We start from the raw sequence: 14,613 nt of genomic DNA, 5'->3' as shown, positions 1-14,613 counted from the left end.
CGAATACTCCTCACACTCTGATGTCGATGCCGCCGCTCGATCCGAGCATGCGGCCGTAGCCGCGCCCGACGGGCGCGGCAGCAACGGTTTCGTCCTCGCTGATGATCAGCCGGCGAGCGTTGCCGCCATTGTCGTGGTTCTGCCCGGAATTCTGGCCCGATGAATTCTGGTCGCGCAGGCTGAAGGACAGCCCGTTGCTGCCGGTCTTGAAGCCTGCATCGTCGAGCGCGCGCTGCAATTGCGGTGCGTCCTGCTTCAGCATCGACAGCGTCTCCGGCTTCTCCACCGTGAGATGCGAGGTGACCTGGCCGTTGCGGTCGACATTGATGCGGACGTCGATGCGGCCGAGATCGGCTGGGTCGAGGCTGATATCGAACCGGGACTTGCCGGCGCGAATGGCAGCCGCGATCTCGATCGGCACGCCGCTGATCGGCACGGCCGCATGGGTTGCCGCGGTCGCGGTGAGCGTCGCGGTCGATGCTGTCGCGGCCGAGGTCGTATTGGTCAGCGGCGCCTGCACGGCGGAAGCGGCTTGCGCGCCGGCATCCGTCGCGGCCATGGTGGCTTGCGTGCCCGCATGCGCGTGCGTGGCTGGCGCGCCTTGTGCCGGATCGGCGGCGCGGTCGGCGAGGGCTGCCTTGGCGTCGGTCGCTCCGCTATCTGCCTGCGGCTTTGCCGCTTGCGGATGCGCGGCCGTCGCGGTCGCCGGAGCCTGCGCGGCGTTCGTCTTGCCGGTGTCCTGGCCGATATTCGAGACGTCGGTCTGGGCCTGCGTGGTTGCTGCATCCTTGAACGAGGTCTTCGGCGTGCCCTGGCTGACGGCGGCGATCACTCCGCCATTGGCCTTTGCATCGGTCGCGGTCGCCTCGCTCGCGCCGGTCGCGGTCTCGCCGAGGGTCGTCGTGGTATCGGCATCGACCTCGGCGCTTGCGGCCTTGGCGCTCTTGTCGCCGGCGGTATCGGTCTTGTTGCCGGCGATCTGCGCCGCAGTGGAGGCACTGGCGGCAAGACCTGCTGCGGCGATCGTCAGCGGCGAGGCGGCGGCATCGCCGGCCTGGCTCGCAGCCGCATTCGGATCGGCCGGCACGACGGGCGCGGCAACGACAATCGCGTTCGGATCAGGCGGGGTGGGCTGCGTCGCATCGGTCGACGCGGCGGCAGCCGCATCGACGGCGGCGGTGGGGGTGTCGGTGCCGTCGGTCTTGTCGCCCTTGGTCTCGTCGGATTCGTCCGCCGATTTGGCGTCCGATGTCTCGGACTTGTCCTTGATCTTGCCGGCGTCCTTGGCGGGATCGCTGGCCGCGTCGCTCTTGTCATTCTTTGCCGGCGCAGACGTGTCGGTATCGTCGCTCGCCTTGCTCTGCGAAGGCTGGTCCGTGGAAGAGGTGTCGCGCGGACTTCGGTCGGATGCGGTGGAAGATGACTTGGAATCGCTCCGGCGCGGGGCTGTGTCCTGCGCCTGCGCCTGCGCCTTGTTGCTGATTGCCTGGGTATTGCTGTCGACCAGCGAGCCGAAAGCGTCGTTCGCGGGCGTGTCCTTCGAGGCTTGCGACCGGGCAGGCTTTTGCTGCGCGCTCTGGACTTGCACGCTTGCCACGACATCTGACGTACGACCAACCACCGGCGACCCCTTGGAAGCAACTTCGGACAAGGGGTAGCAAGGAGCGGGCCAGCGTCCTGCCATGTAGATTTATGCAGCAAAATCAATACTTTGATTGTTTGATGTCGCCGCCGGGCAGCGCGCCGCGGCCCCGCCATTTCTGCCGCCCCGGCAAGAATTGCCCTAAGCTGGCTGCCCGCGTGATTGCTTCACCGGAATGCCGCCTATATTAAAGAGGTCGCTCTCAGCCGCTTTCGACTTGGGCAGTCGTGCCCTTCGGGAACTAAAGTTCCGGGGGATCGCCGATGCCCCGCGAGAAGGCACAGGAATCGCGGATCGCGCTACGCCGCCGTCACAACGCTTTAAGGCCCATGCTGAACAGTCTGGATCTCGAAGGCCGTCCCGAAGACACCAGGGTCGTCGTCGCCATGTCGGGCGGCGTCGATTCTTCGACGACGGCTGCGCTGCTGAAGGCGGAAGGCTACGACGTCGTCGGCATCACGCTGCAGCTCTATGACCATGGCGCGGCGACCCACCGCAAGGGTGCCTGTTGCGCGGGCCAGGACATCCACGACGCCCGCGATGTCGCCGCCAAGCTCGGCATTCCCCATTACGTGCTCGACTACGAGGACCGCTTTCGCGAGTCCGTCATCGACAACTTTGCCGACTCTTACGCGCTCGGCGAGACGCCGGTGCCGTGCGTCGAGTGCAACCGCTCCGTCAAGTTCCGCGATCTCCTGAAGACCGCGCGTGAGCTCGGCGCGCAGGCGCTCGCGACAGGTCATTATGTTGCCTCCCGCCGCCTGCCCGATGGCTCGCGCGCGCTGGTCTGCGCGGCAGATAGCGACCGCGACCAGAGCTATTTCCTGTTCGCGACCACGCGCGAGCAGCTCGACTTCCTGCGCTTTCCGCTCGGCGATATGACCAAGCCGCAGACCCGCGAACTGGCGCGCCGCTTTGGGCTCGCGGTCGCCGACAAGCACGACAGCCAGGACATCTGCTTCGTGCCGACGGGCCGCTACACCGACATCATCACGCGCCTGCGTCCGAACGCGATGGACCCCGGCGACATCGTCGATCTCGACGGACGCGTGCTCGGCCGGCACAACGGCATCGCCAATTTCACCGTCGGCCAACGCCGCGGCCTCGGCATCGCATCCGGTTCGCCGCTGTTCGTGGTGCGGCTGGATGCAGCGCACCGCCGCGTCGTCGTTGGTCCGCGCGATGCGCTGAAGATGCACCGCATCGTGCTGCGCGACGTCAACTGGATCGGCGATGGCGACATCGACAGCGCGATCGGCGGCGGCCTCGAGATGTTCGTGCGCGTGCGCTCGACCCGCAGCCCCCAGCCGGCGTGGCTGCGCGGCGGCAATGGCCAATACGAGGTCGAGCTCGTCGCCGGCGAGGAGGGCGTCTCGCCCGGCCAGGCCTGCGTGTTCTACGACGCAGCCAGCGGCCAGGCCCGCGTGCTGGGCGGCGGCTTCATCCAGAGCGCCGCGGCGAAGGTTGGCGCTGCCACCTCGCGCCCGCTGGCGGAAGCAGTCCGCGGCTGATCATCATGAGATCGGACTGCACTCTCGCGACACCGGAAGTGCGCCCCCTCTCCCGCCTGCGGGAGAGGGTTGGGGAGAGGGCTCTCTCCGCTAGCGATATATCGCAAGCGGAAAAAGCCCTCACCCGCCACGCTCTTGCGAGCGTGTCGACCTCTCCCGCAAGCGGGAGAGGCTCAGACCGCGGGCGAGGCTGGATTTGATCTCATCAACGGCTATTACTCTCTAGGTTTTTGTAGGGGCAGGGGGCATGGCAGCAGACATCTCGCGGGCCGGGGTCGAGAAGGCTTATGGCCGCTGGGCGCCGGTCTATGATCTCGTGTTCGGCAAGGTGTTCGACGCCGGAAGGCAGTCGACCATCGCGGAGGCCGACCGCATCGGCGGCCGCATTCTCGACGTCGGCGTCGGCACCGGGCTTTCGCTCTCCGACTACGCGCGGACCACGAAAATCTGCGGCGTCGACATTTCCGAGCCGATGTTGCGCAAGGCGCAGGCGCGCGTGCGCGCGCTTCGCTTGAGCAACGTCGAAGTGCTCTCGGTGATGGACGCGAAGAACCTCGCCTTCCCCGACAAATTCTTCGACGCGGTGGTCGCGCAATATGTCATCACTGCCGTGCCCGACCCCGAAGGCACGCTCGACGAGTTCGTCCGCGTGCTCAAGCCCGGCGGCGAGCTGATCCTCGTCAACCACATCGGTGCCGAGAATGGCCCCCGAAAGCTGTTCGAGCTCGCCTTCGCCCCCATCGCCCGCCGCCTCGGCTGGCGCCCGGAATTCCCCTGGGCCCGCCTCGTCAACTGGGCCACCAAGCACGGCGGCATCACCCTCACCGAGCGCCGCCCCATGCCGCCGATGGGCCATTTCTCCCTGATCCGCTACCGCAAATCGTGATTGCGTGACATGGGAACAGGGGACGCCGCGCGGGCGTTTCCTTTCCATGCGCACGACATCGCACATCATTCTGGCCGGCCTCCTGATCGCCGCTTCAGGCAGCGCGATCGCGCAGGCTCCGCCCGCCCCGGCGACGCCGCCGCAACAGACCGCGCCGCCGTCCCTGCAGCACGCGGCCAATTGCACGCCGCAGGACCGTCCCAATCGTCAGGCCGACGGCACCACCACCGGCCAGTCCCGGGAACCGCTCGGCGACAAGCTGGCCAAATCCGACGGCGTGCTTTGCCCGCCCTCCGGCATCGATCCCGAGATGCACGCGCCGGCCCCGGACACCGGCGCCAACACCCCGGTGATCCCGCCCCCCGGCAGCCCCGGCGGCGATCCGAATGTGAGGCCGAAATAGGCCTTTGCCCCCCCAAAATCTCGTCGTGCCCGGGGCTTGCCCCGGGCATCCTCGTTCCCGGGCTGCGAATGAAGGCGTTGAAGGCGTGGATGACCTGGACAAGCCCGGCTATGACGAACTCATTGAAAGAGAGGCTGTATTCACGAGGCGGCTTGTCCCGCCCCCTGGCCTCGGCGAGGGCGGAAAAAGGCGGCCCACTTTGCTTGACTTCCCGCCGCCCCCTTCTTTATATGCCGCGCGTTCGCGAGATCGGCCTCAGTCGCCGCCGCGATCCCTGTGGCGGGGTAGCTCAGCTGGTTAGAGCACGGGAATCATAATCCTGGGGTCGGGGGTTCGAGTCCCTCCCCCGCTACCAATCGTGCGATTTTGCCCGCTAAGCTTACGATTTCCTGCGATCTCGTCCGCCCACGGTAGGAAGCCGAGCCGCTGCGTGAATTGCGTCGGCTCAAAGGAACTCGCATACGTTCCCGGCACACATGCGCCATCAGCTCCCGACCGGTTCGACTTCGTGGTCGTCAGTCCAGTCGGCTCGCTCGGGCAATCCCTTGAACTGGCGACCGTGCTGCATCACGAGCTTCCGTCCGTTCCGATCGTCCTTGCGACGAGGACGGCATTCGAGATCGGTGCCGATACACTATTAGGGGCCGGTATTTCTGACGTCGTGCGGTGGCCCATTGTTGCCGAGGAGATTGCGATTGTTCTGTCGCAGATCTCCCGCGCCGGCAGGCCCGAGGTCTCGAGGCGCCTGATATCGGAGGCGTCAGTGACACTTCCGGCGCTATCGTGATGCGGGCCGACGCTATCTTTTGGAATTCTGAAACTTGTCTCGCACATCCACTCAATTCCCTTGTCGCTGGCGAAGCGGGAGTGGCTGTGCACCTTCACCTCAATCGGCGCGAGGTGAGGGCCAACCGGCTCGAGGACGAAAAGGATGCGCTTGTGCATCTCGATCGGAAGCTTTGAGAATTGCTTCCCATCACCTGACGCTTTTTCAGAGCGCAAGGGTGCAAGCTAGGATTCCGTCCAAAAGGAAACAAGGTCAACGGGCGCGTCGCAATAGATGTGACGGTGCAGAATCGCCTCTCAGGGCAGGGTACGCTGGCGGCCTGCTGGAATAGCCGAGGGCGGCGCCGATGGTCCGGGCTGCCTCCATGACGTGAACCGAATACTCCTTGATCTGCTTGCGCTTGATGCGGGTGTCGGGGCCGGACATGCCGATCGCTCCCACCAGTTCGCCGGAGCGGCCGAGGATCGCACAAGCGCAGGCCGCGATGCCCTCGCGCCACTCGCCATGCAGCACGGAGGAGTAACCCTGCGCGCGTGCCAGCTCGATGTCCTCCCGCAGCTCCTCGATCGTCGTTCGCGTCGTTTCCGTGTAGCGCCTCAGATGCGGCCGGAATCGTTCCAGGTAATCATCAGGCATATGTGCGAGCATCGCCTTCCCCGTCGCCATGGTGAAAGCGGGTGCGCGCATGCCCACGCTCGTATGGGCGCGGATATGGTGAGCGCTTTCGATCTTGTCGACGTAGACGACGTCGGTGTCTTCGAGCACGGACAGATGAATGGTTTCGCCGGTGATCTCGGCAAGCTTCGTCATTGCCGGTCGCGCGACGTTGATGAGATCCATCCGGTGGATGACATGGCTGCCGAGCGCCCAGATCTTGGTCGTGAGCTCGTAGGTGCTATGCGGGGGGATCTGGCGCACATAGCCTTGGGACTGCAAAGTCATCAGCAGCCGATGCACGTTGCTCTTGGTGAGCTTCAGCTCGCTCGCGAGGTCCGTAACCCCGCGGGGCTGCTCGCTCAGAGCAAGCGCTTCCAGGAGACGCAGCCCCTTGGTAAAAGCCTTATCCATCCACCAGCCAAAATAGAATGATCTTTCACTCGATCTAGCATGGCCGCGCGAACGGCAATAGCCCGGGTGTGGAATCAGCCCCGATCCTTTCGGATCGGGGCTGATCAGCCAGCCTACTGGGCCAGCAAGGCGTTGAGCTTCTCCTGCCCGTACTCTTCATTGGTGGAATTTCCGGCCGGCGAAGCCGCGCCCCAATAATCCGGACTCCATTCGATTGCTTTCGAGACGTTGTCCGGGTTGTTGGCCCAGTAGCGGGCGAGCTTCTTGTCGGTCGCGGCCTCGAACACGACCTGGGAGGGAAGGGCGACCGGGAAGGTCGAGGTGAGCTGCGCCGCGCGCTTGGGCTCGAGCCGCCAGGAAAGCAGTTTCAGCGCGTTGTCGTAGTTCGGCGCTCCCTTGGGGATCGAGAAGAAGTCGTAGTAGACGAAGCCCTGATTGAAGGTCAGCTCGATCGGGGCGCCCTCGAGGGCGAGCTTGCTCATCGAACCGGTGTAGGCCATGCACATGTCGGCCTCGCCATCGAGCAGGAGCTGCGGCGGCTGCGCGGCCGTCGTCCACCATTTGGCGATGTGCGGCTTGATCTCCTTGACCTTCTTCAGCGCCCGCTCCATGTCTATCGGATAGAGCTTGCTCTTCTCCACGCCGTCAGCCATCAGCGCCGCTTCGAACACGAAACGCGGCCAGGCGGGCATGCAGCGCCGGCCGGGGAATTTCTTCACGTCCCAGAAGTCGGCCCAGGTGGTCGGTACATTTTCACCCTTGTACTTGTCCTTGTTGTAGACGAGGCCGACGCCGATCACCTGCAATGCCACGCCCTTCTTGCGCTTCAGCTTGTCCGGCATCGCCGCCAGCGTCTGTTTCGCCGCGTCGGACAGCTTGGAATAGTCAAGGTCGGCCAGACAGCAGTCGCCGAGCAGCTTCGTCTCCTGGTCGAAGATGAACGTCAGGTCCCATTGCGCCTTGCCGGCTTCGGCTTGAGCCTTGATGCGCGGGCCGCTACGGGCCTCCTGGACGGTGACCACCTTGATGCCGGTCTCCTTCTCGAACGGGTCGTACATCACCTTGCGCAATGCATCGCCATATCCGCCGCCCGGATCCTGCATGATCACGACGTTGCTCTGCGCTTGAGCCAGACCCGTCCCCATCGCGACGAACAGGGCCGAGGCCAATACGGAAGCCGATAGTCGCCAGCGTTTCATTCCCAGCATTTTCTCTTTCCTCCAGTTGAAATTGATTTGCGTCACGACGCCTTCCGCGACGTGGCGAGAACGGGTCGCGCAAGGACGAGCCCTGCGACCACCAGAAGCACCTCCAGCGTCGAGACCACGGCCAGCACCGGATTGAGCCGATAATTGATGTCACCCCACAGCATGAGCGGGAGCGTCTTCAACTGCGCGCTCGACAGGAACAGCGTCAGCACCAGCTCGTCGAACGAGTGCAGGAAGGCAAAGAATGTCGCCGCAGCCAGGCCCGGCATGATGGCAGGCAGCGTCACCAGGCGGAACACGGTCAGGGACGATGCGCCATGGACGGCAGCCGCCTGTTCGAGCCTGGTATCGACGCCTTGAAGCGATGCGGACAGGATCACCACGACGATGGGAAGGCCTCCGATCGCATGCGCCGCGGCAAGGCCGAAGACGGAGCCGACCAGATCGAAACGCAGGAACAGGCTGTAGAGCGACAGGCCGAGCACGACCGGAGGGACGATGATCGGACTTACGAGAAGCAGCATGATGGCGGATTTGCCGCGAATGCTGCTCCTGACGATGCCGAGGGCGGCCGACGCGCCCAGCACGATCGCGATTCCGGCGGACATCGCCGCGACGACCAGGGATGTCCAGAACGCCCGCATCCAGTTTGAATCGGAAAAGAACTGCTCATACCAGCGCAGTGAGAAGCCCGGTGGCGGGAAGGTCAGATAGCTTGCGCTGCTGAAGGAAATGATCATCACCACGATGATCGGCAGGATGAGAATGGCAATGACCAGGCCGCCCATCAGGCGAACGGTCCAGGTCCCGCAGCTCGCCGGCAGGCGCCCGAACAGCCGCAGCAGCGGCCAGCCGATCAAATTGGCAGCCGAGGCGCCGAAGCTGCGGCGGCCGACATCGCCCGTGTCGCGGTCTGTGGCTCTTGGCGTGGCCTCCGTCAGCTTGCGGCCGCCCCAGATGAACTCGAAGCCGAGGAAGCGTCCGGCCACCGCGACCACCGCCAACGTGATCGTCAGCAGCACCACGCCCAAGGCCTGCAGGAATCCCTCCGACGTGACCGAGTCCGCCTGCTGGGTGATATGCATGGCAAACATCTGGTCGCCGGGGCCCCCGAGCAGGGTCGGCGTAATGAAGAAGCCGATCGCTGCGACGAAGACCAGCAGGAAGCCGGCGCCCATCCCGGGCAGGGTCAGCGGCAGCAACACGCGCCAGAAAGCCGCAATGGGTCCGGCGCCGCTGGCCAGCGCCGCGCGGGTCAGGCTTTGATCGAGGCGCGCCACGCTGGAATAGATCGTCAGCACCATCAGCGGCAGAAGCACCGCGGTCATGCCGAGAAGCACCGTGCCGCGATTGAACAGAAGCTGCACCGGCTCGCTCAATATGCCGACCGAGACCAGTAGCTTGTTGACGGGCCCGTTGCGGCCGAGCAGGACCATCCACGCGTAAGTCCGGATCAGGATGGCGATGAAATAGGGCAACACGATCGCGGTCGCGATCAGGACCTGGGCAATGCCGCGACTGCGGTGAATGAGCAGCGCGGTCGGATATCCGAACAGCAGGCACAGGCCCGCGACGGTCACCGAAATCTGCATCGTGCGGACCAGCGAATCCCAATAGAGCGGGATCGCGAACACCCGCGCGAAATACGACGACCACGATGGTCCGCTGACACTGATACGGATGAGATCGATCAGCGGGAGGAGATAGATGAAGGCCAGGAAGGCAAGCGCCGGCAGGAGCAGCAGCGCCGGATCTTTCAACCTCCTGACGAGATCAAGATCCGCGGGACGGTCTGCCTGGATGCCGATCGATGCCGAGGTCATGCAAGCACCCAGCAGTCTGCAGCGCCCCAGCTCACGTGCAGGCGATCCCCGACGGAGGGCAGGGGCCGGTCGGCCATGTCGGTACACCTGATCAGGAGCGGCTCTCCGCCCTCCATGTTCGCCTCGATCCGCAGGATCTCGCCGAGGAAGATCGCAGACGTGACGCTGACGGGCGCGGAATTCGCGGTTGGCTCGTTCGACACGGCAATGCGTTCCGGGCGCACCAGCACGGTTGCGCGCCCGACGTCGATCGTGTCCCGGCTTTCGGCGTTGAACACATATCCCGCGCGGTTCTTCATCGTCAGCGTCGATCCGCGCTTCTGCAGAATCTCAGCCTCGATCAGATTGCTCTCGCCGACGAACGAGGCGACGAAGCGATCGATCGGATGCCGATAGATGTCCAGCGGGCGGCCGATCTGAACGATCTTGCCGGCGTTGAGTACCGCGATGCGGTCGCTCATCGTCAGGGCTTCGCCCTGGTCATGGGTGACGAACAGGATTGTGCTGCCGATGGTCCGGTGAAGGTCGCGGATCTCGATCTGGATCGACTCGCGCAACCGCCGGTCCAGGGCGCTGAGGGGTTCGTCCATCAGCACGACCTTGGGCCTCCTGACGATCGCGCGGGCGATCGCGACGCGCTGCTGCTGCCCGCCCGACATTTGCGAAGGAGACTTCGTCGCATGCTCCGTCAGCCGCATGATCTCCAGCGTTTCAGCGACGCGTCGCTCCGCAGTCGCCCGGTCGACACCGGCCATGCGAAGTGGAAACGCGACGTTCTGGCTGACCGTCATGTTCGGAAACAGCGCGTAGCTCTGGAACACCATGCCGAAGCCGCGCTTGTGCGTCGGCACGTTGTGGACGGGCTTGCCGTCGACGAGGATTTCGCCGCTGTCGAGGCTCTGGAATCCGGCCACGAGATTGAGCAGCGTCGTCTTTCCGCTGCCGGAAGGGCCAAGAAGCGTGATGAATTCGCCCGGCTCGATGTCGATGCTGATCCGGTCGACCGCGTGAAAGCTGCCGTATCTTTTCACCGCGTCGCGGACGGCGATGCTCGATCCGATGGCGTCGCGTTCCCGGAGGCGGCCGGTCGGCGACGTCCGAGCGTTCGCATCGCCGGAGCGCATTGCGCGCAGAGCCGCGGGCTCACCCATTCTCTCCTCCCAAATCGTTCTATATTGTAGAACACTATTCCAATTATTGTTGGCGCAGCGCGCCGTCTTGTCAAGTCGAGACACCCGATCGCGGCGCAATGGCGCGCCGCTGCGATCCATGCGGAGCCGGGATCCCCTGCAAACAAAGGCTCCATTGGTGAAGCCAGATTGACAGGGTCGTCCCGATCCGCCTAACATAAATTTGGAATATCGTTCCACAATATAGAACATATCGCAGGGAGGATGATGGTGTTGAGCGAGCCTCGCGCAATGGCGAAGCACATCGAGCCGGGCATGCGCGTGGCGCTGCCGGTCGACTACGCCGGCGTCTCCATGGCCATGACGCGGCCCATCATCGAGCATGGTGCGGGCAATCTCGATCTCGTCTGCGTGCCAACCGGCGGATTGCAGGTCGACCAGCTTGTCGGCGCGGGTCTCGTCCGGACCGTGGAGACCAGCGCCGTCTCGCTGGGTGAAGCCGGTGCAGCGCCCCGATTCAACGCTGCGGTCAAGGAGGGCGCCGTTCGATTGAAGGACGCAACGTGTCCTGCCATTCATGCCGGCCTGATGGCGGCGCAGAAGGGCAGTCCCTTCATGCCGCTCCGGGGGCTGATCGGAACGGATCTGCTCCGTTATCGCGACGATTGGCGCGTCGTCGACAATCCGCTGGCGGATGGAGGCGATCCGATCGTGCTGATTCCCGCCATCAAGCCCGACGTCACGATCTTCCACGTGCCGATGGCTGATCGTTTCGGCAATGTCTGGATCGGACGGCGGCGCGAACTTGCCGCCATGGCTTACGCTTCGCGCACCGTTCTGGTCACGGTGGAGCGAATCGTCGAGGAAAATCTGCTCGCCGACGAGATGAGCGCTGCCGGCGTGCTGCCCGCGCTCTACGTCACGGCAGTCGCGCGCGCTCCGAAGGGGGCGTGGCCCTACGGACTGTGGGGTGAATATCCGGCCGATAGCGCAGAGATCGCACGCTATGCGAAGGCCGCGCGAACGGCCGACGGCTTCTCTGCCTATATGGCGCAGGCGCAGATGGAGCCCGCGTGATGGCCGAAGTTCTCCCTCGCGAAGTGCTGATTTGCACGATCGCGCGGCTGCTCGACGGGGTCAGGCATGTCGCCGTAGGCGCCTCCTCTCCAATTCCCGCCGCCGGCGCGATGCTGCTGCGTGCAATGAAGGAAGCGGGCGGCGCCGTCGGTCCACGCATCTCCATTCTTGGTTCTGTCGAGCATAATTTCTTCACCAACGGTTCGGCCGAGCTGTTCGATTGTGCTGGTCAGGGCCGGATAGATGCGTTCTTCCTCGGTGGTGGCCAGATCGACGGCTTCGGCAACGTGAACCTTGTCGGGACCGGTGACTATCCGCGCTCCAGCGTGCGCTGGCCTGGCTCGTTCGGGTCGGCCTATCTCTACTTTGTCGTGCCGCGGGTCATCCTGTTCCGCGAGGAGCATACGCCGCGCGTCTTCGTCGAGAAGGTGGACTTCATCAGTGCCCCCGGCGTCAGTCCCGAGGGGGTGTTTCGGAGCGGCGGCCCCGTTGCTCTCTTGACCGGCAAGGGTCTCTTTCGGTTCGACAAGACGCGGCCGGGATTCGAACTCGAGAGCGTTCATCCCGGGCACGATCTTGCAGAGATCAAGCTGGCGACCGGTTTTCAGTTTACGCACGACGCCGAGCCGCGGGAGACGCCGCTGCCAGACCGATCGACGCTGCAGCTGCTCCGCGGCCGCGTGTTCGACGAACTCGCCGAGACCTATCCCGAATTCGCCGCACAAATGCGGCGCGATCTTGGAGCGGTCGACGCATGAGCAGGATCAAGCGGGTCCCGCATTGCAGCCATTGGGGTGCTTACGCGATCCTCGTCGAGGACGATCGCATCGTGGGCGTCGAGCCGTTCGAGCACGATCCGGCGCCTTCTCCGATCATCCATTCCATTGCCGAATGGGCCAATCCCGAGCGGCGCGTGCTGCGGCCGATGGTTCGTTCCGGCTGGCTGGACAAGCGCGAAAGGAGTGATCGCCGCGGGCGCGGCCGAGAGAAGTTCGTCGCGGTCAGCTGGGACGAGGCGACGACGCTGGTTGCCGACGAAGTACGCCGCGTGGCCGGCGCGTTCGGCAATGCGTCGATCTTCGCAGGCTCCTATGGTTGGACCAACTCCGGTCGCCTGCATCATGCCTCTTCGCTCCTAAAGCGCATGCTCAATCTGGTTGGCGGCTTCACCAGGCACGTCGATACCTATTCCATCGCGGCAGGTCCGGTCATCCTGCGCCACACGCTGGGCAGCGACGACGCATGCGGTGGCCGCGCCAATACGCTCGACACGATCGCGCAGCACACCGAGACGCTGGTGGTGTTCGGCGCTCTGTCGCCGCGAACCGCGCAGAACGAGGCCGGAGGAATTGGCAGCCACCGCCTTGAGACTTATCTCAGGAAGATTGTCGAACGCGGTGTCAAGGTCGTCCACGTCTCGCCGCTGAAGGACGATTTACCGGACTGGGTCGATGCCGAATGGTGGCCGATCCGGCCGAACACGGACGCTGCGCTGATGCTCGGCCTCGCCGGCGAGATCGTGAAGGCGGGCCGGCACGACACGGATTTCCTCGCGCGCTGCACCAGCGGTGCGGATCGCCTGCTCGGCTATCTCGAAGGCAGAACGGATGGCGTGCGCAAGGACGCCGTGTGGGCCGCCGGCATCTGCGGGCTCGATGCCGGCCAGATTGCTGAGCTCGCAAGGCGCCTGGTCGACACGCGGAGCATGTTGACGGTGAGCTGGAGCCTGCAGCGTGCCCATCACGGCGAACAGCCGTTCTGGGCGGCGCTCGGACTTGCATCGGTTGTCGGCCAGATCGGGTTGCCGGGCGGCGGCGTCGGCTACGGCTACGCCTCGCTGGGGGGCGTGGGGGCACCGCTCAATCTGGGCCGTTCTCCTGCCGTTTCGCAGCTGACCAGGCCGATCGACAGCTTCATTCCGGTGGCGCGGATCAGCGACATGCTGCTCAATCCCGGCAGGCCCTTCAGCTACGAAGGCGAGATCCGCACCTATCCGGATACGAGGCTGGTCTATTGGGCGGGCGGCAATCCCTACCACCATCATCAAGATCTCAATCGCCTGTCGGAAGCCTGGACGAGGCCCGAGACGATCATCGTGCAGGACCCGATGTTCACGGCGACAGCCCAGCGGGCCGACATCGTGCTGCCGGCAACCACGTCGATCGAGCGCAATGATCTTGCCGGCAACAGGCGCTCCGACTTCATCCTGGCGATGAAGAAGGCCATCGAGCCGCTGGGCGAATCCCGCCCCGACTTCGAGATCTTCAACGCGATCGCAGGCAGGCTCGGGGTGGCCGATCGGTTCAACGAGGGCCGGGACGAAATGGGCTGGGTCCGCCATCTCTACGAAGCCTGCCGCAGCGATGCCTCGCAGCGCTTCGGCTTCGCGATGCCGGATTTCGATGCGTTCTGGGAAGCCGGCTATGCTCGCTGCCCGGTCAAGACAGAACATACTTTCCTGGCCGACTTCCGCAACGAGCCGGAGGCGCATGCGCTCAGGACCGAAAGCGGAAAGATCGTGCTCGGCAGCGAGACTCTGGCCAGGCTGGACTATGCCGACTGCCGCCCGCATCCCGCGTGGATCGAGCCGGCTGAATGGCTCGGCAATGCCGCCGACGCCGGCCAAATGCACCTCATCTCGCACCAGCCGGCCGGCCGTCTTCACAGTCAGCTCGAAACTGGCGCATCGAGCCGGAGCATGAAACGCAATGGCCGTGAACAGGCTCGCCTTCATCCTGGCGACGCGGCTGCTCTCGGCATCGCTGACGGTCAGACGATCCGCATCTGGAACGATCGCGGGGAGTGCCTTGCGACGGCAGAGGTCACCGACAAGGTCCGTCAGGGCGTACTGGTGCTTCCGACCGGTGCCTGGTTCACGCCGACCGGCAATAGCGGCCTGGAAATCGCCGGCAATCCGAACGTGCTCACGCTCGATATCGGCACGTCCCAATTCGGCCAAGGCTGCTCGGCCCATACCAGCCTCGTGCGAGTCGAGCCGTACGCCGCCGATCGGCGCGATGCGTTCGAGGCCTATCAGGAAACGCTCGTCGCGCTCGCGGCAGTCTAACAGGAGCTTGG

The 14,613-nt window shown here is 64.7% G+C and carries 12 protein-coding genes and 1 tRNA gene; 8 read left to right on the top strand and 5 right to left on the bottom strand.

Features of this window, described 5'->3' with window-relative positions; genetic code table 11:
- Positions 1–10: 10 nt before the first annotated feature.
- Positions 11–1,621, bottom strand: coding sequence for a flagellar hook-length control protein FliK (locus ABIA42_RS25060; RefSeq protein WP_370120100.1), 1,611 nt, complete (start codon positions 1,619–1,621; stop codon positions 11–13).
- A 350-nt stretch (positions 1,622–1,971) separates the two neighbouring features.
- Between ABIA42_RS25060 and mnmA the strand changes: the two genes are divergently transcribed.
- From mnmA to ABIA42_RS25035, 5 genes are all read left to right on the top strand, one after another.
- Entirely contained in the window at positions 1,972–3,153 is a 1,182-nt protein-coding gene (gene mnmA, locus ABIA42_RS25055) for a tRNA 2-thiouridine(34) synthase MnmA (protein ID WP_370120103.1), read from the top strand.
- Between the two features lie 247 nt (positions 3,154–3,400).
- The gene (locus ABIA42_RS25050) at positions 3,401–4,039 is read left to right on the top strand and encodes a class I SAM-dependent methyltransferase (protein WP_370120106.1); all 639 of its coding nucleotides are present in this window, start codon (positions 3,401–3,403) and stop codon (positions 4,037–4,039) included.
- 46 nt (positions 4,040–4,085) lie between these two features.
- Positions 4,086–4,442 carry a hypothetical protein gene (locus tag ABIA42_RS25045; RefSeq protein ID WP_271531127.1) on the top strand — a complete coding sequence of 119 codons (357 nt, stop codon included), beginning with the start codon at positions 4,086–4,088 and terminating at the stop codon, positions 4,440–4,442.
- Between the two features lie 278 nt (positions 4,443–4,720).
- Positions 4,721–4,797 (top strand) — tRNA-Met (locus ABIA42_RS25040).
- A gap of 75 nt (positions 4,798–4,872) precedes the next feature.
- Positions 4,873–5,229, top strand: coding sequence for a hypothetical protein (locus ABIA42_RS25035; RefSeq protein ID WP_370120110.1), 357 nt, complete (start codon positions 4,873–4,875; stop codon positions 5,227–5,229).
- A gap of 252 nt (positions 5,230–5,481) precedes the next feature.
- On the opposite strand, the gene ABIA42_RS25030 is transcribed toward ABIA42_RS25035, so the two are convergent.
- From ABIA42_RS25030 to ABIA42_RS25015, 4 genes are all read right to left on the bottom strand, one after another.
- Positions 5,482–6,297, bottom strand: coding sequence for an IclR family transcriptional regulator (locus tag ABIA42_RS25030; protein WP_370120113.1), 816 nt, complete (start codon positions 6,295–6,297; stop codon positions 5,482–5,484).
- Positions 6,298–6,410: 113 nt separating this feature from the next.
- On the bottom strand, positions 6,411–7,505 hold the full coding sequence (locus tag ABIA42_RS25025) for an extracellular solute-binding protein (protein ID WP_271531124.1): 1,095 nt from the start codon (positions 7,503–7,505) through the stop codon (positions 6,411–6,413).
- Between the two features lie 32 nt (positions 7,506–7,537).
- Positions 7,538–9,328: an ABC transporter permease subunit gene (locus tag ABIA42_RS25020; protein WP_370120116.1), complete on the bottom strand. Its 1,791-nt coding sequence runs from the start codon at positions 9,326–9,328 to the stop codon at positions 7,538–7,540.
- Entirely contained in the window at positions 9,325–10,479 is a 1,155-nt protein-coding gene (locus ABIA42_RS25015) for an ABC transporter ATP-binding protein (protein WP_370120118.1), read from the bottom strand. The genes ABIA42_RS25020 and ABIA42_RS25015 overlap by 4 nt, the downstream gene beginning before the upstream one ends.
- Positions 10,480–10,725: 246 nt before the next feature.
- Between ABIA42_RS25015 and ABIA42_RS25010 the strand changes: the two genes are divergently transcribed.
- From ABIA42_RS25010 to ABIA42_RS25000, 3 genes are read left to right on the top strand one after another with little or no spacing between them, the layout of a single operon-like run.
- Positions 10,726–11,535, top strand: a complete 810-nt coding sequence (locus ABIA42_RS25010) for a CoA transferase subunit A (RefSeq protein ID WP_271531183.1) — start codon at positions 10,726–10,728, stop codon at positions 11,533–11,535.
- Positions 11,535–12,293, top strand: coding sequence for a CoA transferase (locus tag ABIA42_RS25005; RefSeq protein WP_271531182.1), 759 nt, complete (start codon positions 11,535–11,537; stop codon positions 12,291–12,293). Before ABIA42_RS25010 ends, ABIA42_RS25005 begins: the two co-directional genes overlap by 1 nt.
- Positions 12,290–14,602 carry a molybdopterin-dependent oxidoreductase gene (locus ABIA42_RS25000; RefSeq protein ID WP_370120121.1) on the top strand — a complete coding sequence of 771 codons (2,313 nt, stop codon included), beginning with the start codon at positions 12,290–12,292 and terminating at the stop codon, positions 14,600–14,602. The genes ABIA42_RS25005 and ABIA42_RS25000 overlap by 4 nt, the downstream gene beginning before the upstream one ends.
- Positions 14,603–14,613 lie beyond the last annotated feature (11 nt).

The organism is Bradyrhizobium sp. USDA 327 (genome assembly GCF_041262065.1).
Classification (GTDB): domain Bacteria; phylum Pseudomonadota; class Alphaproteobacteria; order Rhizobiales; family Xanthobacteraceae; genus Bradyrhizobium; species Bradyrhizobium liaoningense.
The sequence above is the reverse complement of the archived record's forward strand: the minus strand, read 5'-3'. Positions and strand labels throughout refer to the sequence as shown.

Excerpts from the sequence above, each read along its gene's own strand:
- mnmA (WP_370120103.1), top strand. The coding sequence starts at position 1,972 with ATGCTGAACAGTCTGGATCTCGAAGGCCGTCCCGAAGACACCAGGGTC.
- ABIA42_RS25050 (WP_370120106.1), top strand. The coding sequence starts at position 3,401 with ATGGCAGCAGACATCTCGCGGGCCGGGGTCGAGAAGGCTTATGGCCGC.
- ABIA42_RS25045 (WP_271531127.1), top strand. The coding sequence starts at position 4,086 with ATGCGCACGACATCGCACATCATTCTGGCCGGCCTCCTGATCGCCGCT.
- ABIA42_RS25030 (WP_370120113.1), bottom strand. The coding sequence starts at position 6,297 with ATGGATAAGGCTTTTACCAAGGGGCTGCGTCTCCTGGAAGCGCTTGCT.
- ABIA42_RS25025 (WP_271531124.1), bottom strand. The coding sequence starts at position 7,505 with ATGCTGGGAATGAAACGCTGGCGACTATCGGCTTCCGTATTGGCCTCG.
- ABIA42_RS25020 (WP_370120116.1), bottom strand. The coding sequence starts at position 9,328 with ATGACCTCGGCATCGATCGGCATCCAGGCAGACCGTCCCGCGGATCTT.
- ABIA42_RS25015 (WP_370120118.1), bottom strand. The coding sequence starts at position 10,479 with ATGGGTGAGCCCGCGGCTCTGCGCGCAATGCGCTCCGGCGATGCGAAC.
- ABIA42_RS25010 (WP_271531183.1), top strand. The coding sequence starts at position 10,726 with ATGGTGTTGAGCGAGCCTCGCGCAATGGCGAAGCACATCGAGCCGGGC.
- ABIA42_RS25005 (WP_271531182.1), top strand. The coding sequence starts at position 11,535 with ATGGCCGAAGTTCTCCCTCGCGAAGTGCTGATTTGCACGATCGCGCGG.
- ABIA42_RS25000 (WP_370120121.1), top strand. The coding sequence starts at position 12,290 with ATGAGCAGGATCAAGCGGGTCCCGCATTGCAGCCATTGGGGTGCTTAC.